Origin of the sequence: Neisseria animaloris, assembly GCF_900637855.1 — a bacterium.
Taxonomy (GTDB): Bacteria; Pseudomonadota; Gammaproteobacteria; order Burkholderiales; family Neisseriaceae; genus Neisseria; species Neisseria animaloris.
Window position 1 is genome coordinate 1,817,817 of record NZ_LR134440.1, and the last position, 22,507, is coordinate 1,840,323.

The 22,507-nt window shown below is 52.7% G+C and carries 17 protein-coding genes; 7 read left to right on the forward strand and 10 right to left on the reverse strand.

Annotation, left to right across the window (positions count from 1 at the left end):
- Positions 1-227 precede the first annotated feature (227 nt).
- Positions 228-644, forward strand: coding sequence for a hypothetical protein (locus EL216_RS08545; protein WP_085390946.1), 417 nt, complete (start codon positions 228-230; stop codon positions 642-644).
- Between the two features lie 105 nt (positions 645-749).
- On the opposite strand, the gene EL216_RS08550 is transcribed toward EL216_RS08545, so the two are convergent.
- The 6 genes from EL216_RS08550 to EL216_RS08575 all read right to left on the reverse strand — a co-directional run bounded on the left by EL216_RS08550 (position 750) and on the right by EL216_RS08575 (position 5,939).
- Entirely contained in the window at positions 750-1,526 is a 777-nt protein-coding gene (locus EL216_RS08550; protein ID WP_126300857.1) for a fimb protein, read from the reverse strand.
- Positions 1,527-1,543: 17 nt separating this feature from the next.
- Entirely contained in the window at positions 1,544-2,089 is a 546-nt protein-coding gene (locus tag EL216_RS08555; protein ID WP_085390948.1) for a pilin, read from the reverse strand.
- Positions 2,090-2,168: 79 nt separating this feature from the next.
- The gene (locus EL216_RS08560; RefSeq protein WP_085390949.1) at positions 2,169-2,732 is read right to left on the reverse strand and encodes a pilin; all 564 of its coding nucleotides are present in this window, start codon (positions 2,730-2,732) and stop codon (positions 2,169-2,171) included.
- Positions 2,733-3,570: 838 nt separating this feature from the next.
- Entirely contained in the window at positions 3,571-4,059 is a 489-nt protein-coding gene (locus tag EL216_RS08565; protein WP_085390950.1) for a disulfide bond formation protein B, read from the reverse strand.
- 78 nt (positions 4,060-4,137) lie between these two features.
- Positions 4,138-5,019 (reverse strand): prephenate dehydrogenase, encoded by an 882-nt coding sequence (locus EL216_RS08570; protein WP_085390951.1) that lies wholly within the window; start codon positions 5,017-5,019, stop codon positions 4,138-4,140.
- Positions 5,020-5,162: 143 nt separating this feature from the next.
- A complete protein-coding gene (locus tag EL216_RS08575) occupies positions 5,163-5,939 on the reverse strand; it encodes a DsbC family protein (protein ID WP_085390952.1) in 777 nt (258 codons plus the stop codon).
- Between the two features lie 224 nt (positions 5,940-6,163).
- Here EL216_RS08575 and EL216_RS08580 point away from each other — a divergent pair, with 224 nt between their 5' ends.
- From EL216_RS08580 to EL216_RS08590, 3 genes are all read left to right on the forward strand, one after another.
- Entirely contained in the window at positions 6,164-6,958 is a 795-nt protein-coding gene (locus EL216_RS08580; protein WP_085390953.1) for a 3'-5' exonuclease, read from the forward strand.
- Positions 6,959-7,357: 399 nt separating this feature from the next.
- On the forward strand, positions 7,358-9,184 hold the full coding sequence (gene hutW / locus EL216_RS08585; RefSeq protein ID WP_085390954.1) for a heme anaerobic degradation radical SAM methyltransferase ChuW/HutW: 1,827 nt from the start codon (positions 7,358-7,360) through the stop codon (positions 9,182-9,184).
- A 3-nt stretch (positions 9,185-9,187) separates the two neighbouring features.
- A complete protein-coding gene (locus EL216_RS08590) occupies positions 9,188-9,802 on the forward strand; it encodes an NAD(P)-dependent oxidoreductase (protein ID WP_085390955.1) in 615 nt (204 codons plus the stop codon).
- 122 nt (positions 9,803-9,924) lie between these two features.
- On the opposite strand, the gene EL216_RS08595 is transcribed toward EL216_RS08590, so the two are convergent.
- On the reverse strand, positions 9,925-10,449 hold the full coding sequence (locus tag EL216_RS08595) for a gluconokinase (protein ID WP_085390956.1): 525 nt from the start codon (positions 10,447-10,449) through the stop codon (positions 9,925-9,927).
- Between the two features lie 17 nt (positions 10,450-10,466).
- On the reverse strand, positions 10,467-11,852 hold the full coding sequence (locus EL216_RS08600) for a GntP family permease (RefSeq protein ID WP_085390957.1): 1,386 nt from the start codon (positions 11,850-11,852) through the stop codon (positions 10,467-10,469).
- A gap of 304 nt (positions 11,853-12,156) precedes the next feature.
- Here EL216_RS08600 and trkA point away from each other — a divergent pair, with 304 nt between their 5' ends.
- The 3 genes from trkA to recC all read left to right on the forward strand — a co-directional run bounded on the left by trkA (position 12,157) and on the right by recC (position 18,210).
- On the forward strand, positions 12,157-13,557 hold the full coding sequence (gene trkA, locus EL216_RS08605; protein ID WP_085390958.1) for a Trk system potassium transporter TrkA: 1,401 nt from the start codon (positions 12,157-12,159) through the stop codon (positions 13,555-13,557).
- 236 nt (positions 13,558-13,793) lie between these two features.
- Positions 13,794-14,615 carry a class I SAM-dependent methyltransferase gene (locus EL216_RS08610; protein ID WP_085390959.1) on the forward strand — a complete coding sequence of 274 codons (822 nt, stop codon included), beginning with the start codon at positions 13,794-13,796 and terminating at the stop codon, positions 14,613-14,615.
- A 379-nt stretch (positions 14,616-14,994) separates the two neighbouring features.
- Positions 14,995-18,210 carry an exodeoxyribonuclease V subunit gamma gene (gene recC / locus EL216_RS08615; RefSeq protein WP_085390980.1) on the forward strand — a complete coding sequence of 1,072 codons (3,216 nt, stop codon included), beginning with the start codon at positions 14,995-14,997 and terminating at the stop codon, positions 18,208-18,210.
- 316 nt (positions 18,211-18,526) lie between these two features.
- On the opposite strand, the gene dnaE is transcribed toward recC, so the two are convergent.
- Both dnaE and EL216_RS08625 read right to left on the reverse strand, forming a co-directional pair.
- Positions 18,527-21,961, reverse strand: a complete 3,435-nt coding sequence (gene dnaE, locus EL216_RS08620) for a DNA polymerase III subunit alpha (RefSeq protein ID WP_085390981.1) — start codon at positions 21,959-21,961, stop codon at positions 18,527-18,529.
- A 138-nt stretch (positions 21,962-22,099) separates the two neighbouring features.
- Complete coding sequence (locus tag EL216_RS08625) at positions 22,100-22,438, reverse strand: PepSY domain-containing protein (RefSeq protein ID WP_085390960.1); 339 nt, start codon at positions 22,436-22,438, stop codon at positions 22,100-22,102.
- Positions 22,439-22,507: the final 69 nt, after the last annotated feature.

Consider the following 22,507-nt stretch of genomic DNA (forward strand, 5'->3'; position numbering starts at 1 on the left):
ATTGATATACAAGATTGTTTGTAAATGCATGAAATATAAATAATTTTATTGTTTAGAAGTAAAGCTCTATGAAATAAAATGGCTGATATTGTTACTTTAGTGGTTGAAAATAAAGGAATTTGTATTAAAATTTAGCTCAATATGCTTGTTTCGTATGGCCATTCGACTTAAAAGATGGCGAAAATCAGATATGTTATACCTTTACTTCTGAAACAGGAATCTGAATTATGAATGATTTAATGATGCCGAAAACAGATACTGAAAATGTTATTACCCATTCTCTAGAGGAATTGCTGGCAAGTCAGCAAAGATATATTGATTTGAAATACAAAGAGCTTCAACTTGAAAGCCGTAAAATCGAATCTGAAGAAAGAATTGCATTAGCCGAAATTGAAGCTAAAAATCAAAAACGGCTTAACGAAGCCATGATGTTTGCCCGTGCCACGAAAATACGGTTTATCCTGATCGGTATCGTAGTTGCATCTTGCTTGATTGTGTTACTCACTTCGGTATTAACCGAACATATGGATTTTGCCATTGAGTTCAGCAAAATCGGCGGCGGTATTTTGCTCGGCTATATTGCAGGAAGCAATAAAGGATACATGGACGATACGGACCGACGCGGTCCGGGCGGTAAACTGTAAAACAAAGACTAATAGCTGCTTAGGGAGTGTCCGGCAACATGAATAACGGAGGCCGTCTGAAATAACCTTTCAGACGGCCGTTGAGGGATTGAGAAAACGATTGATTTAGAAACCGTCTACAGGAACATAAGCTACTGCTTTATTCTCAAAATCCATCACCATAATCCAATTCAAAGTTTTTTCAGACGTAAGAGGCAGGTAATATAAATTTGTACTGTCTCGTGCCAACTTTCCCAGATGCCGATTGATAATTTGGGCACGATCCGGATATTTAGCCATTAAAGAAGCCAAAGGAATCTTGGCTTTAGTGATATTGTCTTCTACATCTTTGCGCGGCAGCCACCAGTCTGGCCGGGTAGAGGAAGGAATGCCGGCAAAAGCAAGATTTATGCTGTCAAAAAATTCTTGTTCATTGGCGGGTTTTCGAGTTCCCACTTGATAAATACCGAATAAAGGCAGTTTTTGGAAAGCTTTTGGTGCCTTTGCCAAACGCTCGGGTTCTATTTGTACAGCAGTTGCCACATAGAAACGGTCTTTATCAAAAGCTAAAGCCACCGGGCGGGCCTGTGCCAAAGCAAATAGGCCGTAACATAGTGCAGCCAACTGAATCAGGCCTATCAAGCCGAAATCCCTAATGAGCTCGTTTTTGGATTTAGCAGGGTTGGCAACCACAAAAGTAAGCAAAGGGCCGCATACCAAATCTACAGCCACAATAAGCCCCATCAATTTCAGGCTGCCTATCATTTCATAATAAGGATAGGGAAACCACACCTTAAACACTAAAAGGCTGACCAGCAGCACAATCAATGCGCAAATCAGTAAATGGGTAAGCAGGGCTTTGGCGGCAAAACGCCAACGGTTTGGAGCAGCGGGAATGTTCATAATATTTGGGAAAATATTCAACGGCATTCAGAAGGGGCATATTTGGCGGGTAAAGTACCCATTTTAACATTGGTAAAACCACGGTCGCCGGCTGTTTTTGCAGAATCGGAGGCACAAGCCCAATCGATACTGGCTACTTTAACAGCATCTGATAAAGGTTTTTTTTCAATAAACGGTGTCCAAGCCAGCGTTTTATTGCGGGCATCCGAAGGCAGGGAATCGGAATCGGAAGTTTGAATGGATATGGCTCCGGTTTGTTCGTCGATCGTGGTGGTAGCTACATATTTGGTTTGTTTATCCACATCCGGGAATGCGTTATGGCTTTTAGCTACCGAGCTTACCCGTCTCATACCGCCTGCCGTATAAGCTGCACTGACTGTTGTTTTAAGCTGGCTCGCCATTAACAGGCTTTCGGTAAGTTTTGCGCGTACGGTGTAATCGCTGTAGGCAGGCAAGGCGATGGCGGCCAAAATGCCTATTATTGCCACAACGATCATTAGTTCGATCAAAGTGAAACCTTGCATTAGAAATATTTTAAAAGCTTCCAACTTATTCTTTTGCATGTGCTTCTGTATCCTTTTTGAGAAAAAAGCCCAAGAGCATAAGATGAAGCTCTTGGGCTTTTATTAGATTAAAACAATATTAACGGCACTCAGAAGGGGCGTATTTGGCAGGTAAAGTTCCATTGAGAGTCGCGGTTAAGCCTCTATTTTTGGCATTTTCACCAGTTGTTGTGGTACAGGCCCAATCAATTGCACCTTGTGCACCGGCGGCAAGTGCTTTTTTCTGTACATTTGGTGTCAGAATAATAGTTTTACCTTGTACATCAGTAGGGAAGCTAGCTCCACCTGCGGTATTCCCATCTTGCAAAGTTACAGTAATAACACCTACACCATCAGCTGCACCAGGAGCACCGTTACCATTACCTCCACCAATTGTCATGTCGGCGACATATTTAGTGGCTTTTTCATCTTTAGATTTGGCATTATATGCAGCAGCAGCATTTTTCACACCGGTTAAACCATCTGTTTGGAATGCTTCACTGATCAGGCTCTTTGGTGCAGAAGCAGAAATCAGGGCTTCAGAAATTTTGGAACGAACGGTGTAATCTTGGTAAGCAGGCAATGCAATCGCAGCCAAAATACCGATAATCGCTACAACGATCATCAACTCGATTAGGGTAAAACCTTTTTGAATAGCTTTCATGTTTAAAACTCCAGTTAAAAATTTAATTTAAAAAGTGAATAAATTGGTTTTTGATAAAACCTATTGTTATGTAACCGTTATAAAACCGTAATGTGCTTGGCACGTTTTTTTTTTGTTATACGGGGCGCGCTCTTTGGGGCACGCCCCGGGTACTGCTTTTTTACAACCAAAAGAAGAAGGAATATACAGCTTATCCGTTTTGGGCTTTTGCCGCTGCTCTGTTTCGGCTTGGCTTGCTGCGGATGTTATGTATAAAGCAACGGGTGTGCCAATTTAGTAAAGATTTGTTAGTAAATTTTATAAGTATTTAATTTAAATGAATTTAAGTTTTAAGATTTATCTATGACAATAGATTTTGGAAGTGCCGTTTGTATTTTGGTGCCGTTTTTTGATGCCGTTTTTTGTCACATTTTTGCCCTTACGCGGTAGCCAGAGGCTACTTTTCTGTCATGTAACAATTTTTGTCAGGGTGTGCCGGCATGCGCGATGTGGTAATGGGTTTTTGAGGGGATAGAGGTAAGTGTGGTTTTTTGACTTATACAGTTTTAGTGAATCAGCTTAAAAAGTAACATTCGTCATATTCGGGATGGGCTTGAGTATTTCCAAACCTTACTGAAAGCTCGAGATATTCGGGTTAAGGTTGGGTATGATGAGCCGTAATGAAGTAGGTTTATCGTAGCTATGGTTGGTAGATGGCGGCAATTGGGGAATGCCGATATTGCGCGATGGCAAAGGTGGGTGGAATGATATGGAATCTTGCTTTATACCGGCTTGGTTTTCGGGCCGGTTTTGTTTTTTCAGATGGCCTCAAGCAACCCGCTTGAGGCCATCTGTACATTTAGGGACGGGTTTTTGTCCATGCGAGCCATATGGTCAGCAATACGAAGCCGAAATACAGTACGCTCCAGATCGGCAGGGGTACGCCTAGGAAATAATCCGGAACGGCACAGTCACCGAAGCCGCGGATAACGGGTTCGTACAAGTCGAACAGCGGCCAATCCCGCAGGCGGAATGTCCACGGTGCGCCGCATGAGGGAGCGGTACCGGGCGGCAGGCTTTGGAGGTAAAGCTGGTAAACTGCCACGCCTGTACCGTAAACGGCGGGAATGCTGACCAGCAATGCGCTGACGGTGCGGCTGGTTTTGCCGGTTTGCCGGTCGAATGCGGTAAGCAGAGCGGCTATGCCTACGGCCAGCACTGCCAACCGCTGTAAGATGCACAGTACGCAGGGGTTCAGCCCTAAGCCGTATTGGGAATAAAACGAGCCGATGGTGGTTAACACTGATAAAAATACAATGCCCCACAAGGTTTTGCGGAAAAGATTCATGATGAGAGGTTCCGTAATCGGTTGCAGTTAAAGAACAGGATGATGTGCCGTCGGATTTTTTTAGACGGCCTCTGCTTTTTATTGCGAAGCCTGCCAATTATCCCGTGCTTGCTTGGCTTCGGCAAAATAGCGGTAAAGTGCGACGGCATCGCCTTCTTCGAGCAGTTTGTGCAAATCTGCAAGCTGGCGTTGTTGGCCTTCGAGCAAATCCAGCAAACTGTTTTTATTGGCCATGCAGATGTCAGTCCAAATTGCGGGATGGCTGGATGCGATGCGGGTAAAGTCGCGAAAGCCTGAGGCGGCGAAGTTGAAATAGGTTTCGCCGTTGGAATGATCGGCAATCTGGTGTACGTAGGCGTATGCGAGCATATGCGGCAAGTGCGATACGGCGGCAAAGATGGCATCGTGTTCGGCTGCCGGCATCCGGTAGGTTTGTGCACCCACCGCCTGCCATAATGATTCTATTTGTTCGAGGCCGTCTGGATGTTCTTGCCCGTGCGGGCAGACAATCAGTTTTTTGTCTTGGAACAGCCCGAATTGTGCGGCCAGTGCGCCGCTGCGGTCGGAACCGGCAATCGGGTGCGCGGCAATGCAGCGGGGCAGGTGGTTCGGCAGGTATTTTCGGAAGGCGGCAATGGCGGATTGTTTGGTGCTGCCGGCATCGGTAACGAGTGTTCGGCTATTCAGCACAGGGGTGAGGGCGGTGCATACGGCGGGCAGGGTAGCTACGGGTGTGGCGATAACGACTAAATCCGCTTCGCCAACACTTTCCGCACCAATACCGGTGAATGCTTCGTCGATGACTTTCCGCTCCAGTGCGCGCTCGAGGTTTTCACTGTTGATGTCGATGCCCGTCACTTTTTCTACCAATCCTTTGCGTTTCAGATCGAGCACAAACGAACCGCCTATCAGGCCGACACCGATAAGGGTGATTTGTTTGAGCGGGATAGCGGGGTTCATGGGAAAGCGGCAGACGGGTGGATAATAGAGGAGAGTTTACCCGAATGCGGTGCGGCTTAACAGGTGTCGGATGTAAGAGAATATTAAAGTAAAGGCCGTCTGAAAACATTTCAGACGGCCTTTCGGTAAAGTTACCAACGGCTTTATTGGTTTTTCTCAATCGCTTCCTGCAAGTGCGGCATCGGGCTGTAACCGTTTTGGGTGCGGCCGTTCGGGAAAACCAGGGCCGGAGTGCCGTTAAAGCCGAGCTGTTCGCCCAAAGAGGTGGTTTCTTCAACGGGGTTTTCGCAGTCGGCTACTTTAGGCGGCATTTTGCCTTCGCGCATCCATGCCGTCCATACGGCAGCGCGGTCGGGCGAGCACCAAATCTGCTGTGCCTTGCGGGCGGCATCGGGGTGCAGGCTGGCAATCGGCATCATGAAGCTGTAAATCGTAATGTTGTCCATCTTGGCAAATTCGCGTTCGAGGCGTTTGCAGAAGGGGCAGTCGGGGTCGGAAAATACTGCTACTTTCAGTTTGCCGTTGCCGCGCACTTCTTTAATGGCTTTGTCGAACGGCAGGCTGGAGAAATCGACTTTGCTCAACTCCAAGTTGCGCTCTTCGGTTAGGCTTTTGCGGGTGTCGATGTCGATTAAATCGCCTACCAACATGTGAGTGGCTTTTTCGTTGACATACACGACTTGGTTGCCGTTTACCACCACTTCATACAAACCGGTAACCGGCGTGGTGCGTACGCTTTGCACTTTCAGGCCTTGGCCGGCGTAGGTTTTTTCCAATTTGGCAGTAATCGCGCCGTTAATGTCGGAAGATGCGGCAGGCGCGTCGGAAGCCTTGCCGTGGTTGCTTACCGGTGTTTGGCCGCAAGCCAGCAAGGGCAGTAATGCCAGCGGCAATAAACTATGGATTAAATATTTTTTCATAAATAAACTGGGTTCCGTAAAGTAAGGTTGAGCAGCTGCTTCAAAACCAGAGAAGTGATTGTAGCAAATAAAAAGGCCGTCTGAAAAATCTCCCGCATATCAAAAGGCAATGCCCGTTAGATTTAACCAACGCAACGGCCGGAGAGCATGATGCGGTTTTCCGCTATACTTGGCGCATACCCGACTTCATGCCACAATGCCGCAACTATCACGGAGCATCCGCCATGACCCCGATTTTAGCATTTGACATAGAAACCGTGCCCGATGTAAACGGTATCCGCCTGCTATACGGCCTGCCTTCCAGCGTTGCCGAAGCCGATGTGGTTATGTTTGCCCGGCAAAAACGCCGTGCCCAAACAGGTAATGATTTCATGCAGCACCATCTGCATCAAGTGGTGGCGATTTCCTGCTGCATGCGTTGGGGGCAGGATAAAATCCACGTCGGCACCATAGGCGAAACCAGCGACGACGAAGAAACCATGATCGCCAAGTTTTTCGACCTTATCGAAACCCACACGCCGCAACTGGTAAGCTGGAACGGCGGCGGCTTCGACCTGCCCGTGCTGCACTACCGTGCCCTTATCCACGGTATTCCTGCCGCCCGTTACTGGGATACCGGCGAAGGCGATTTCGGCGACAGCCGCGACTTCAAATGGAACAACTACATCAGCCGCTACCACAACCGCCATTGCGACTTGATGGACTTGCTCGCCCTCTATCAGCCGCGCGCCAGCGTGCCGCTCGACGATATGGCCAAACTTTGCGGCTTCCCCGGCAAACTCGGCATGGACGGCAGCAAAGTGTGGGATGCCTATCATGCCGGTAATCTGAAAGATATCCGCGATTACTGTGAAACCGATGCCGCCAACACCTATCTGATGTATTTGCGTTTCCGCATGATGAGCGGTGCATTGGATGCTGACGAGTACGAAATAGAAATCAAGCGTGTGAGAAGCTATTTGAAAACCTTGGCTGAAGAAAAACCGCATTGGGCGGAATTTTGTGCGGAGTGGAAATAGCATGCGGCCATGCCGTTCGACCGCGAAAGCGCAATTTTTGTAAAGCCGTTCGGAAGATGCCGTTCAAAGCCCGACGGCATACAAGCCGGCGGTACAGCGTAGGTGCGGATGCACAAGCGTCATTTAAAACAGGCCGTCTGAAAGGATTTCAGACGGCCTCTGTTTATCTCGTTATTCTGTTTGCTTTATTCAAAAAGCATTTCCGATGCAGTTGTTTTGAAGGATAAAATATTCTAATAAACAATGTGTTGAGTTTCAATCGGTATTTTGTTTCCTTTATCCCGAATAATAAAGATTCATTTATTATTCTGATTTTGATTTATATCAACGCACCGTTTTTCTCAACTATATATAAAGCAATTCATTATCATTAATATTATTCATAAAGGTTTGCCGACCATGATTCAGGCCATTCAATGGCGGCCCGAGCAGGCTGTACCGGATGCTTTCCCCGAAAGACAGGCTTTGATGCCGATTTGGGGCGGCGTGCCGCTGCCGCCCGCGCAGTGGCAGAATGTTTGGCGCAAAAATGTCGTACATTCGCTCGATGAAGACGGTTTGGCTTACATACATATTCCGTTTTGCGCCAACCATTGTGTTTTCTGCGGTTTCTACCGCAATCTGTGGAAAGAAGAGCACAGCCGCCCCTACACCGATAAAGTTATCGAAGAACTGGCCTACGAAGCCGAACTGCGGCAGGGCGGCGGCAAAATACAGGCCGTGTATTTCGGCGGCGGCACGCCCACTGCGCTCGCAACCGCCGATTTGGTACGTTTGATTAAAGCCTGCTACCGCTATCTGCCGCTGTCGGATGACTGCGAATTCACCCTCGAAGGCCGTATGAGCCATTTCGGGCCGGATAAAGCGCAAGCTTGCATCGATGCGGGCGTGAACCGTATTTCCATCGGCATCCAAACTTTCGATTCCGCCATCCGCAGGCGTTTGGGGCGCAAACACAGCGGTGAGGAAGCCTTGCGTTATCTGGAACAGCTAAGCCGTCTGAACGTCGTTACCGTTGCCGATTTGATTTTCGGTTTGCCCGGCCAAAGCGATGAAATCTGGGCAAACGACCTCGAATTGGCTTCAAGCCTGCCTTTGTCGGGCTTGGATACCTATGCCTTCAACTGCTACCCCTTTCTGCCGATTAACCGCATGATCGAAAAAGGCGCGTTTCCGCCCCCGCCCGGGTTTGATACCCAAGCCTGCCAATACGCCTATGCGGTTGAAAAACTTTCGGAAAAAGGCTGGCAGCAGGTCAGTAACAGCCATTTTGCCTATCCGGGCAGGGGAGAGCGCAACCGCTACAATACCTCGGTAAAATCCAATATGCCCTGCCTGCCGTTCGGTTCGTGCGCGGGTGGTAATTTCGGCGGATACAGCTATCAGGTTCAGAACGATTTGCAAAGCTATCTCGCCACGCCGTCGGGCATCAAAAACTTATCGTTTATGAGCAAACACGGTCCGCACAAACATTTACTCGGGCAAATCCAGCACAGTATGGAGCTGGGTTCGCTGGACACCGCTTTATTTGCCGACAACCGCGAAGCCCAAAAACTTTTGCAGCAATGGCAGCGGCAATCGCTGCTCCGAATCGGTTCGGACGGCATCGCCCGCCTGAACACCAGCGGCCGCTATTGGTCGCCCACTCTAATCCGCAAGCTGATGCTTGCCCTTCCGGAAACTGATGAAAAGGACGAAAATATGACCGCAGAACTCAGCCCCGAACAACAAACCGTATTGCGCAACTCGCTAGCCGAAAACCCCGGCCAGATTCTCGAAATGCTGGCAGGCCAGCACCAATGCAGTTTCGAATCGGTAATCCGCTGCCTGCCCGAAAACATGGTACGCAAAACCGAAGGCAGCCGTATTGTTGAAATTTTGCAGAGCATTGCCTTATGGAACGAAGCCGTTACTTTTATCGCCCACACGCCCGATGCGATTGTGGAAGTAACCGGAAAATTGCCGGGCGGCAAAATCGGCAGGGGTTTCTACAACTTCGAGCATGCCGAGCAGGGCGGTGTGCACGGGCATATTTATTATGAAAACTGCGCTGCCATCTACCTCCTGGAACGCCCGTTTATGGGCAAATCAACCGTGTCGCTCAACTTTATCAACCGCAAAGGCGGGGCGATGTTTAAAATTTTTGTCGGCCGCGATGAAAACGGCGAATTGCGCGCGAACCAAATCGAAGCGATGCGCCGTTTTTTCGACAACGCGGAGGCGTAAACCATGATGCTGATTTTCGGAGCCAACGGCCCTTCAGGGCGTGCCTTGCTGGAACGCCTGAATAACAAAGATACCGTTGCCGTTTTAAGAAAACCCGCCGAAGACGACTTTTTTGCACAACACGGTTTTCAGACGGCCTCTGCCGATGTGCTCGATGCAGGCGCTTGCGAAGCGGTTATCAAACAATACTGCCCTGATACGGTGGTCAGCTTCGTCGGCGGTAAAAACGAACAAGGCATCCGCAGCGACGCAACCGGCAACATCCATATCATCGAAGCCACCGCCCGCCACGTTCCCACCGCCCGCTTCGTATTCGTTACCAGCATGGGCTGCGGCGAACAATGGGAAGGGATGAGCGAACCGTTCAAACAGGCATTGGGCGAGGCTGTGACAGCGAAAACGGAAGCGGAAAACGTTTTACGCGGCACAGGTTTGCGCTGGACAATTCTGCGCCCGTGCGGCTTGGGCAGCGGCGATTCCGACGCTTACCGGCTGCACCAAAACCTTAATGACATCCCCCGCCAATATATGAACCGCAACGGTTTGGCCGCCGCCGTGTGCGAAGTGCTGGGCGATGAAAGCAGTATCGGTCGGGTTTATTCGGTAACGGCGGAATAAAACAGCAACAGCCCGTGCTTTGCAGCGTTTCCTCCCCGATATGAATGTGAAAAAAAGGCCGTCTGAAAAGTTTCAGACGGCCTTTCCGATGCCGTATCGTCGACGGCATTCTTCCCCGGTTATCAAACCAGCTTTTGCGCTTCAATCCAAGCCATGATTTCTGCCTGAACATCTTCCGCGTTGCCGGCATTGCAGATACGCACGCCGTTTTCATCGGCTTGCAGATCTTCCAAAATTTCGAGTTGCGAAGCCAGCATATCCGCTTTCATATAGTGGCCTTTACGCGCCATCATGCGTTCCAAGTTTACATCGTGCGGCGGGGCGAGGTGGATGAACACCACTTTGCCTTCGGCTTCGCGCAGAATATCGCGGTATTGGCGTTTCAAAGCCGAACACGTTACCACGCTGACGGCTTCACCGTTGTGCGCCTGCCTACTCATCCAATCGCGCAGATTACGCAGCCACGGGTAGCGGTCTTCATCGGTAAGCGGAATGCCCGAACCCATTTTGTCGCGGTTGGCTTGCGAATGAAAATCGTCGCCTTCGGCATAAGGGCATCGGTAATGTTGTTGCAGGGCAACCGCAGCGGTGGTTTTGCCGCAGCCGCTTACGCCCATTACCACAAAATGCACGGTCGGTTTACTCATTTCGACGCTCCTTATCGTTACAACACGCTGAATGCCAAAGCTGACAAAGCAAAGCCGATAATGGCAATCAGGGTTTGGTTGACCGTCCACGTTTTCAGCGTAGTAGGTACATCCATATCCAGCAGGCGGCCCACCAGCCAGAAGCCGGAATCATTGAAATGGCTCACGCCCACCGAACCGGCGGCAGTAGCCAATACGATCGCGGCAAGCTGCCAATCGCTGAATCCGGCTGCGGCAACCGCCGGTGCCATCAATGCGGCGGCAGTGGTTAACGCCACGGTTGCCGAACCCTGAGCGATACGCAGAGCCAATGCCACCAAGAAGCAGCCCAGCAATACGGGAATACCCAATTGCCCCATGCTGTCGGCCAAAGCCTGGCCGATGCCGGAAGCACGCAGCACGCCGCCGAACATGCCGCCCGCACCGGTAATCAGAATCACCGAGCAAACGGGGCCGAGTGCGCCGTCGATGGTTTTTTCGAGAGCCGTCGCTTTTTCGCCGCGTTTACGCCCCAGCACAAACATGGCTACCAATACCGAGATCAGCAGTGCAACCGGTGTCGAACCGATCATACGCAAGGTTTTCACCCATTCTGCGCTGCCGTCCACCACCTTCTCCGCAGTCAGTGTGGCCAAACCGGTGTTAAGGAAAATCAACAGCATAGGAATCAGCATAATCCCGATAACCGTGCCGGCTTTGGCTGGTGTTTTAGGTTCGTCGTCATCCTGTTTGCCGCCACTGAGCAAGTCCGGCACCGGCACATGAATGCGGCGGCCGAGAAACTGACCCAACAAATAACCGCTGAAATACCAGGTGATAAATGCCAGCGGCAAACCGAGCAGCAGCACGTGGCCGATGCTGGCACCGTAAAATTCGGACGCGGCAATCGGCCCCGGATGCGGTGGCAGAAACACGTGCATTACCGAAAATGCGCCGATGGAAGCCAAGCCGTAGGGTAGAACCGGTGCGTTCATGCGGCGGGCGGTGGCAAACACAATCGGCAGCATCACCACCAAACCGGCATCAAAGAAAATCGGAAAACCGAAAATCAACGAAGCCACACCCAATGCAAAAGGTGCGTGTTTTTCGCCGAATGCCCGTACCAACGCATCGGCCAGCGATTGCGCCCCGCCCGATGTTTCTACCAAGCGGCCGAGCATGGCACCCAAACCCACCAGCAAGGCCACATTTCCGAGTGTGCCGCCGAAACTTTTCACCAATACGTCGCCTACGATACTGCCCATCGGCAGACCGGTGGCAATTGCAGTAAGTAGGCTGACGATCATCAAAGTCAGCAGGGCATGTATGCGGAATTTGATGATTAGTACCAAAATAAGCAGAATCGCCCCAGCCGCAATGCCGAGCAATTCGCCCGTGCCTAAAGTTTGGGTCCAATTTTCCATTGTTTGCGTCCTCTGAATCAATAGGTATTTTAGAATTATATCCCATCACGCTACCGTTTTTACCGTTCGGCAGATATGACGCAAGTCAATTGGTATCGCTTTGCAAACGGCAGCCGCCGCGTTGTCGTGCCTTTTTATAGAGAAGCTGTTTCCGTATGCGGCGGTCGCCGTTAAGTTTTATGGCGACGGCATGTTTTGCATAATACCGTTTAATCGGTCTGCTTAAAATACTTTTTCAGACGGCCTTTTCCGTGTCTTTTGGTTTAAAATACTTTTCTTTTACCGCTTTGATACGGCAACCAACGTGAAAATACTGATACTCGGCAGCGGCCAAGTCGGTTCGACCGTCGCCCAAAACCTTGCTTCTTTGCCCGGAAACGATGTAACCATCGTCGACATCAACGAAAAAGCCTTGCAGAATTTGAGCAGCAGACTCGATGTGCAGACCATGCTCGGCAACGGCGCGTCGCCGTTTGTGCTCAGACGCGCAGGTGCGGCCGATGCCGATTTGCTGCTGGCGCTTACCCGCAGCGACGAAACCAATATCGTCGCCTGCAAAATGGCGGCGGATTTGTTCAATATTCCCAGCCGCATCGCCCGCGTCCGTTCCACCGATTACCTTGATTACCGCACCGAAGGCGAAGACAACGGCAACAGCTTGGATTTATTTGACATTACCGAATCGATTAGCCCCGAACAGCTGGTTACCGAACGCCTGGTCGGCCTGCTTAGTTATACCAGCGCCCTGCAAGTGTTGCGTTTTGCCGATGATAAAGCACGTATGGTCATCGTGCAGGCGCGGAAAGGCGGTTTGTTGGTAAATAGGGAAATTTCCCAAATCAACCGACATCTTCCGGAAGGGGTCGATTGCCAAATCTGCGCCATTTACCGCAACAACCACCTGATTGTGCCTTCCGCGCAAACCGTGATTATCGAAGGCGACGAAGTATTTTTCGTGGCGGGCACGGAAAATGTGGCTGCCATCATGCGCGAGCTGCGTCCGCGCGAGCAAAGTAACCGCCGCATCATGATTGCCGGCGGCGGCAATATTGGTTACCGGCTGGCGAAACAGCTTGAAAACCAATACGACATCAAAATCATCGAATACAACCGCAACCGTGCCGAATGGCTGGCCGAGCATCTCGACAATACGCTGGTGCTGCAAGGCACGGCTACCGACGAAACGCTGTTGGATGAAGAATATATCGACGAAATCGACGTGTTCTGCGCCCTCACCAACGACGACGAAAGCAACATCATGTCGAGCCTGCTGGCCAAAAACCGCGGTGCCAAACGGGTGATTACCATTGTGAACCGTTCCAGCTATGTTGATTTGCTTGAGGGCAACAAAATCGACATCGTGGTTTCGCCGCATTTGATCACCATCGGCTCGATACTTGCCCACATCCGCCGCGGCGACGTGGTAGCCGTCCACCCTTTGCGGCGCGGCACGGCGGAAGCCATCGAAGTGGTGGTACACGGCGACAAACATACTTCTTCGCTGGTCGGCCGCCGTGTGTCCGAAATCAAATGGCCGTCGGGCTGCCATTTTGCCGCCCTCGTGCGCGATAATGAAGTGGTGATGGGGCATAAAGAAGATGCCGTTATGGAAGACGGCGACCATATCATCTTCTTCGTATCCCGCCGCCGTGTGCTGCGGGAGCTGGAAAAACTGATTGAAGTGAAAATGGGCTTCTTCGGTTGAAAAAAATGAAAACCGCAGGCCGTCTGAAAAGTTTTCAGACGGCCTGCGGTTTTATATTGATGCACAAACGTGCGGGAAGGATGCGGTAGTCCGCCGAAGTTATTGGTTTTTTTAAAGTTTTCAAAGCATTTTATTGCATATAATCAAATCTCAGCCAAATAAAATGACATTTTTTTGACAAGTGATTAGAAATTATTAGAATATATAGTCAAATGCCATTTTTTGAAAGAAACGTTATGTTGCAACCCGATTTTCAAGATGCCGTTTCCGATACTTCGCTGATTTCCCTGTATATGAAGTCTCTCGAATCGCAAAAAGCCAACCCCGTTATTTGCGATTCCACTGCCTGTAGCCTGGTGAAACAAATAGATTTCGACTTTGACGCCTTCCGCAATGACAAGAAAGGCGCATTGGGTGTGGCTATATGTGCTGCTTATTTCGACCGTGTGACTGCCGATTTCATCCGAACCCACCGACGGCCGGTGATTATCGAATTGGGGTGCGGTTTGGACGACCGCACGGGTCGCATCGGCAGGGTTGCCGGAAAAGCCTTTTTCTACCAGCTCGATTTGCCTGGGGTAATCAAATTCAGAGCTGCCTTGCTGCCGGCATTGAGCAACGAATACCTGCTCGGCGGTTCGATATTGGACACGCATTGGATGGACATGCTGCGCCGCCTGCATCCCGAGTCGCAATTTCTGATTATCGCCGAAGGGCTGTTGATGTATTTTTCCCGCGAACAGGTTGAAAAACTTTTTCAAAACATTGCCGCCCATTTCAAACGTTGCAGCAGCGAAATATTGTTTAACGTGCTCAGTACATGGGGTTGCCGGCATGCCTACCTCCATCCGGCGCAAAGAAAAAACGGTGCACGCTTCGATTACAGCTGCGATAACGACCGCGAAATGGAGAATTGGGCGGAAAACCTGCGTTTGATCGACAGCCGCTGTTACTGTGATTTCGACGCTTGGAAACGCGTAGGTTGGCGCGGGTGTCTGCTGAAACGGTTTGCCCCGTTGCGGAATATGGGCCGTATGTTGCATTACCGTATCGTTTAATAAACAGGCCGTCTGAAAACTTATTTTCAGACGGCCTGTTTCAATTGCTCTCAAGCCCGCAAGTGCTTCCGGCAGCTTGGCCTCGTCATATGGGCAATGACTTATTTCCGATACAAGGCGGCAAACCGTAGGCGGTACGGGCAGCACGTAGCCGATTCTGTTACCGCCGTGGCAGCCTGCAAAATGATTCTCTTCGGGCTGAAGCGCGGCAACGCCGTGGCAAGTTAAGTCTATTTGCCATATCTTTCCACCTTTCAGACGGCCTTCGGCATGGTTGGCAGGCCGTCTGAAAAACCGGTTGTACAAACTGCCGTTGCGGTTTTCAGACGGCCTCTCTTCATTCATAATCCCGCTATCCGTCCACACTGCCAAAGCCGCCATGCTTTATCTTTACCAATCCAACCGCCTTGAAAACCTTGCCGCCGTTTTCACCCGGCTGCAACAGCTCGCCCCGCTGCAAAACCCGCTGGCGGCGGAGCAGATTGTGGTGCAAAGCCAAGGCATGCGCCGTTATCTGAACACGTATCTCGCGCGCGAATTAGGCGTGGCGGCCAACTTGCATTTCAGTCTGCCCGCCGGTTTGACTTGGCGGCTGATGTGCGGTCTGATTCCCGATATTCCCGCCCTCAGCCCGTTTGCGCCCGAAGTGATGTGCTGGCGGCTGCTCGATTTGTTTCAAAGCCCCGTTTTTCAGACGGCCTCCGAATACGAAGCGGCACGCTCGGCACTGCACGGCTATCTCGGCAGCGGCGAATCGGCGGCCTATCAGTTGGCGGGGCAGCTTGCCGATATTTTCGACCAATATCTGGTTTACCGCCCGCAATGGATCAACACTTGGCAAGCCGGCGGGCTGGTAGGATTGGGCGGCGACGAAATCTGGCAGGCGCAGTTGTGGCGTTATCTCGACGACGGCCGCCAAACCGCTCCCCACCGCGTGGCCTTGTGGCGGCGACTACTCGACGCATTGAGCGCCGACAAACTGCCCGAACGCTTTTTCGTGTTCGGCATCGCAACCATGGCACCGATGTATCTGCAACTGTTGCAGGCGCTGGCCGAGCATTGCGACGTACACATTTTCGCGCTCAACCCCAGCAGCGAATACTGGGGTAACGTTATCGAAGCCGCGCAGATTCTGCAAAGCGAAGACGACATCGACCTTTCGCAAAGTGGCCATCCGCTGCTAGCCTCGCTGGGCAAACAAGGGCGCGATTTTTTCGATGCGCTTGCCGAAGCGCAGATTACCGAAGAGCGCAACTATTTCACCGACATGGAAAGCGTTCAGACGGCCTCCGAACCTACTTTGCTGCACCGTTTGCAGCATGACATCCAAACCCTGACCCTGCCGTCTGAAAAAACAAACAGAGCTACGTTGGACGACGACTCCGTCCGCGTGGTTTCCGCCCACAGCCCCCTGCGCGAATTGCAGGTGTTGAAAGACCAACTGCTGAAGATTCTTGCCGAACACCCTGATTGGCAGCTGCACGACATCGCCGTGCTTACTCCGAACATCGAACCTTACAGTCCCTTTATCGAAGCCGTGTTCGGGCAGGCGCAGGACGGCGCACAGGCATTGCCGTATTCCGTCTCCGACGTGAAACTCAGCCGCCGCCAGCCCTTACTCTATGCGCTCGAACAAACCCTCGCGCTGCTCGAAAGCCGTTTTGAAGTAAATCGCCTGCTGCCGCTGTTAGACAACAACCTCGTGCTCGACCGCTTCGGCCTCGGCCGCGAAGATTTGCCGCTGCTGCACGATACCATCGCCAAACTCAACATCCATTGGGGCTTGGACGGCACCATGCGCGGCCGCAACGACAACCTCTTTACTTGGCAGCAAGGTTTGGAACGGCTTGTGCTCGGTTGGCTGCTGCCCGAAAGCGGCAATCCCTTGTGGCTCGACATCAGCGCATGGCACGGCGACCCCAACCAAACCGCCGTGTTCAGCCGCTTCACCGCTTTCGTGCGCACGCTGGCCGACACCGCCCGCCGCTGGCAGCAGCCCGCAGGCATAGAAGAATGGACGGAACGCGTGCGCCGGCTGCTCGCCGATCTTTTCGCCCCGGGCAGCGACGACCAACACGCTCTGCAACAGCTCGAACAGGCACTTGCCCGCTGGCAGGAAGAAGCCGCACTCGCCCGTTTCGGCAGCAAACTGCCCCGACACACCGTCATCCGCCATCTTAGCCGCTTTCTCGACAGCGAAAGCCAAGCCGGATTTTTGCGCGGCGGCATCACCTTTTGCAGCATGGTGCCCATGCGCAGCCTGCCGTTCAAAGTGATCTGCCTGCTCGGGCTGAATGACGGCAATTTCCCGCGCAACACCAAAGCCGCCGCCTTCGACCTGATTGCCAAGTACCCGCAAAAAGGCGACCGCGCCCGCCGCGACGACGACCGTTATCTTTTCCTCGAAGCCATCATCAGCGCGCGCGAAATCCTCTATCTGTCTTATGTAGGGCGCAGCATCCACAGCGACGAACCGCTTGCCCCCTCCGCCCTGCTCAACGAACTCATTGATACCGTTGCCGCCATGACCGGCACGCGCAGTAAAGACTTGCACGAACAATGGGTCAGGCAGCAGCCCTTGCAAGCCTTCTCACACCGTTATTTTTCCCCGCAGGCTTTTTCAGACGGCCTCGTCAGTTCCCGCAAAGACTATGCCGCCGCCCTCAATGCCCCCGCTGCCGAAGTCGGGCCGTTTTTCAGCGAACCGCTCGGCAACGCTCCCGACCCCGCCGCGCCGCAAATGATCGGCCACCACGAATTCATCGCTTTTTGGCGCAACCCCGTACGTGCGTGGCTGCAACACACCCTCGGCTGGCGCGAACCCTACCGCGACGGCGCATGGAAATCCGCCGAACCTTTCGAGCCGCAGCAGCCGGAATCCATCGTTGCTGCCTACACCGCCGCCCGCCGCAACCGCGAAGATTTCAGGCAAACCGAACGCCGCCTGCAAGCTGCCAGCCTTTTCCCTGCGGGCGAACTTGGCACATTGTGGCAAAACCAATATCAAATCAATGCCAAATCGCTCGACGGTGAACTTGTATGCAGCCCCAAACTGCCTGCCCGCGCCTACACCCTCGTTTTGGAAAACGGCACGCTCGAAGGCAGCCTCAATCATCTCTACCGGCACGGGCAGATTTATTTTTTAAACAAAACACCCTCCGCCCCCGACCGCATCGCCCGCATGCTCGAGCACCTCATTTTCTGCGCCGTAAGGCCGTCTGAAACCGACTGCCGCGCCACCCATCTGCTTCTGCCCGGCAACCCCCAAACCTTACCCGAAATCCCCCGGCAGACCGCTTGCGAACTCTTGGAAAAGTGGCTCGAATACTACCGGCTCGGCCAATCCCGCCCGCTGCCCTTTTTCGCCAAAACCAGCCTTGCCGCCGCCGAAGAATGGCAGAAAACCGGAGAGGGTGGAAAAGCCCTTTCCGGAGCCTATAAAGAATATCTCGGCAATAAAGAAAACACCGGCCAGAAAAGCTATACCGAAGTGGCGCTGGTGTTCGGCGGCACCGACCCCATAGAAACGCCGCTGTTTTTGAATCTGATTGAAGACTTGCTGCGGCCTTTGTTGCAGCACTTGGATACCGAGTAGACATGGCGGATATGTAAAGAGGCCATCTGAAAAGCACGTTAGTAGATTTTCAGACGGCCTCTTCACGGGTAGGGCGGGCATCCCTGCCCGCCGTTGGGCATTGTTTAAAGGAAAGGCGGGCAAGGATGCCCGCCCTACGGTTGGGTGTTTGATTGGATTGAGGTGAAACAGTTTGGAGCGGAGTGAAAAATCATTTGCTTTCATGAATCTACATGGAATCCAAATGTTCGTGTATAAAAAAGCAGAGGCCGTCTGAAAACCGTTTTACAACCACAAACAGTTTTTTCAGACGGCCTTTCCCATGTTTCCGCAAACCTTACCAATTCACCCGCACGGAGCGTCCCCCCAACAAGGTTTCCAGCTTGTCGAAGAGTTCCGCGCTCGGCGTTACCGTCCATTTGGGCGGAATCTTCAAATCGCCGCAGGCAGCGGCGTTGGCGTAGGAAAGGCTGATCGGAATATGGCCGGTATCGGGGCGGCGGTGGGTGTTCAGCAGCTGTACCAAAGCGGGGATGTCGTGTTCGGGTTTCAGGCTCAGGCTCAGGCTGCGGGCGTAGCGTTCGCGGGCGGTTTGCAGCGTCATCACTTGGTTGGCGACGATGCGCAGGGTGTCGCCGCCGGTGTAGTCGTCGCGGCTGACTTTGCATTCCATAATCAGCACTTGGTCGGCTTTCAGACGGCCTGCGCTTTCTTCGAGCACGTTGCCGGTAATCATCACTTCCACCTGACCGCTTTGGTCTTCGAGGGTGGCGAAGGCGATTTTGCCGCGCTTGCCCATCATGGTGCGCACGGCGGTGGTGAAGCCGGCTACGCGCACGTTGTCTTGCGGTTTCAGACGGCTCAGGCGGGTGGGGGCGATTTGGCGCACTTCTTGGGCGTAGGGGCCGAAGGGGTGGCCGGATAGGTAGAAGCCGATAACGGTTTTTTCTTCGGCGAGCTTTTCCGATTCGCTCCATGCGGGTGCGGCTTGCAGTTCGATGGCGGCGATGGCATCTTCCATCATGTCGAACAGCCCGCCCTGATTGGCGTTGGCGGCTTTTTGGTCGGCGTTGTTCATGGCCAGGTCGATGTTGGCGAGCAGCATGGCGCGGTTGGGCTCGATGCTGTCGAACGCGCCGCCGCGTATCAGGGCTTCGAGGGTGCGGCGGTTCATGTGTTCCTTGCCGACGCGTTCGCAGAAGTCGAGCAGCCCGGTGAATTTGCCGCCCTGTTTGCGTGCTTCCATGATGGAGGCTACCGCGCCTTCGCCGGTGCCTTTGATGGCGCCGAGGGCATAGCGGATTTGTTTGCGGTTGTTGGGGGTAAACAGGTAATCCGATTCGTTGATGTCGGGCGGCAGAAATTCGATGCCGTTGGCGCGCGCGTCGTCATAGAAATGTTTGAGCTGGTCGGTGTTGTCCAACTCGCTCGACATGGTGGCGGCCATGAATTCGGCGGGATAATGCGCTTTCAGCCAGGCGGTTTGGTAGGAAATCAGCGCGTAGGCGGCGGCGTGCGATTTGTTGAAGCCGTAGCCGGCGAATTTTTCCATGTAGTCGAAAATTTCGTCGGCTTTTTTGCGGGAAATGGCTTTTTCTTCCGCACCTTTGGCGAAGATTTCGCGGTGTTTCACCATTTCTTCGGGCTTTTTCTTACCCATGGCGCGGCGCAGTAAGTCCGCACCGCCGAGCGAGTAGCCGCCGATTACCTGTGCGGCCTGCATCACCTGCTCTTGGTAAACCATGATGCCGTAAGTCGGCTCCAACACCGGCTCCAGCAGCGGGTGGATGTATTCAAACGCCTGCCCTTTCATGCGGGCGACGAAATCGGGAATGTTGTCCATCGGGCCGGGGCGGTAGAGCGATACGAAGGCAATCAACTCTTCAAATTTGGTGGTGTGCGCCGTTTTCAGCATTTTTTTCATGCCGGTCGATTCAAACTGGAAGACGGCGGTGGTGTTGGCATCGCGGAAAATTTTGTAGGCGGCTTGGTCGTCGAGCGGAATGGTGTTCACGTCGATTTCTTCGCCGACGGTGTTTTTAATGTTTTCCTGCGCCATTTCGATAATGGTGAGGTTGCGTAGGCCCAAGAAGTCGAACTTCACCAAGCCCACGTCTTCCACGTCGCCTTTATCGTACATCGACACGGGCGAGGCCGATTCGTCGGCCTGATACACGGGGCTGAAGTCGGAAATTTTGCCCGGCGCAATCAACACGCCGCCTGCGTGCATGCCCAAGCCGCGCGTGAGGTCTTCCAGCTTTTGCGCCAGCGTCATCAACTCTTCCGCGCCTTCTTCTTCGATCAGCTGGCGGATTTCCGGCTCCATTTCCATCGCTTTTTCAAGGCTCACGGGGCGGTTGGCTTCGAGCGGAATCAGTTTCGACAAGCGGTCGCACAGGCCGAACGGCAATTCCAACACACGGCCCACGTCGCGGATAACGGCTTTGGACGACATGGTGCCGAAGGTAACGATTTGGCTCACGGCATCGGCACCGTATTTTTCGCGCACATATTCAATCACGCGGCCGCGGTTGCTTTGGCAGAAGTCGATATCGAAGTCGGGCATGGAAACGCGCTCGGGGTTTAAGAACCGCTCGAACAGCAGCGCGTATTTCAACGGGTCGAGGTCGGTGATTTTCAGCGCGTAGGCCACCAGCGAGCCTGCGCCCGAACCGCGCCCCGGCCCCACCGGGCAGCCGTTGTTTTTCGCCCAGTTGATGAAGTCTTGTACGATAAGGAAGTAGCCCGGAAAGCCCATTTGGATGATGATGCCCAATTCAAAATCCAAGCGTGCCTGATATTCGGGCATTTTTTCGGCGCGTTCCGCTTCGTCGGGGTAAAGCTGCACCATACGCTCTTGCAAACCTTCGTTGGAAAGTTGGGTCAGATAATCGTCGAGCGACATACCGTCGGGTGTGGGGAACAGCGGCAAAAAGTTTTTGCCCAGCGTGAGCGTGAGATTGCAGCGTTTGGCGATTTCCACCGTGTTTTGCAGGGCTTCGGGTAGGTCGGCGAAACGCTCGGCCATCACGTCGGGCGATACGAAAAACTGGCTCGGCGTAAATTCTTGCGGGCGTTTTTTATCTGCCAGCACCCAGCCGCCGGCAATGCACACCCGAGCTTCGTGGGCTTGGAAATCTTCACGGTTGAGAAACTGGGTCGGATGGGTGGCGACTACCGGCAAATCCAATTCCGCCGCGATTTCGACGCTGCCGGATACGGAAGCCTCCCATTGCGGGCGTTCGGGCAGGCGTTGCAGTTCGAGATAAAACGCATTGGGAAACCACGCCGCGTATTTTTGCGCCGCCGCTTTGGCCGCATCGGCATGGCCGTTCATCAGGTTTGCGCCCACTTCGCCGTAGTGTGCGCCCGATAAGCAGATAAGGCCGCTGTTGTCGCCTTCTGCCAACCATGCCTGACGCAGCTCGGCATGATCGACGTTGCGGTCTTTGCCCACATAGGCGGCGGTGAGCAGCTCGCTCAGGCGCAGGTAGCCGCTGTCGTTTTTCACGATCAGCATGGCGCGGAAAGGTTTGTCGGGCGCGGCGGGGTTTTCGATCCACACGTCCGCAGCCGCCACCGGCTTAATGCCTGCGCCGCGGCAGGCTTTGTAGAATTTTACCAAGCCGAAGGTGTTCATCAGGTCGCTCACGCCCAGCGCGGGCAGGCCGTCTGAAACGGCTTTTTTCACGGCATCTTTGATGCGTACCGTGCCGTCGGTAATCGAAAATTCGGTGTGCAGGCGCAGGGGGATGTAGATAGGGCTTGTCATGGCGGGAAAATGTGCGGCGGAAATAAAGGCGTATTGTAGCAGGGTTTGGGGCAAGAATTAGGCCGTCTGAAAAACGGCAAACGGTTTTTCAGACGGCCTCTAAGGTGTGGTGCCGCTTATGCGGGTTTACATACGGGCTTACATTTGCAAGGGTATTTCGCCGCCGTGTCGGTAGTGTTTTTTGTGGCCTTTGGTGTGAATACCCAATACTTGGCCGTTATCCGCGTCGACAATCACATCGTGTTTCATACCGTTGGCCAGCACTTCCACTTCGTAATGGCCGCCGGTGTGGTAGTCGTATTCAAACTCCACTTCTTTGGCGTAACCGCCGGTTTGGGCAACTGCACTGGCCGCCGCCTGTTTGCCTGAAACCGGTGCGAACAGGCCGAAAGAGAATGCGGTAATAAATGCTGAGGCTACAATTGACAGTGCGGTCAGAAAAGCCACTCCGTTGAGAATTTTGCGTGCAGTGAACATGAGATACTCCTCGGTAAGGTTTTACTTAGAATGTATGTATATTAAAAGTAAAGAGTTAGTAGAAAATTA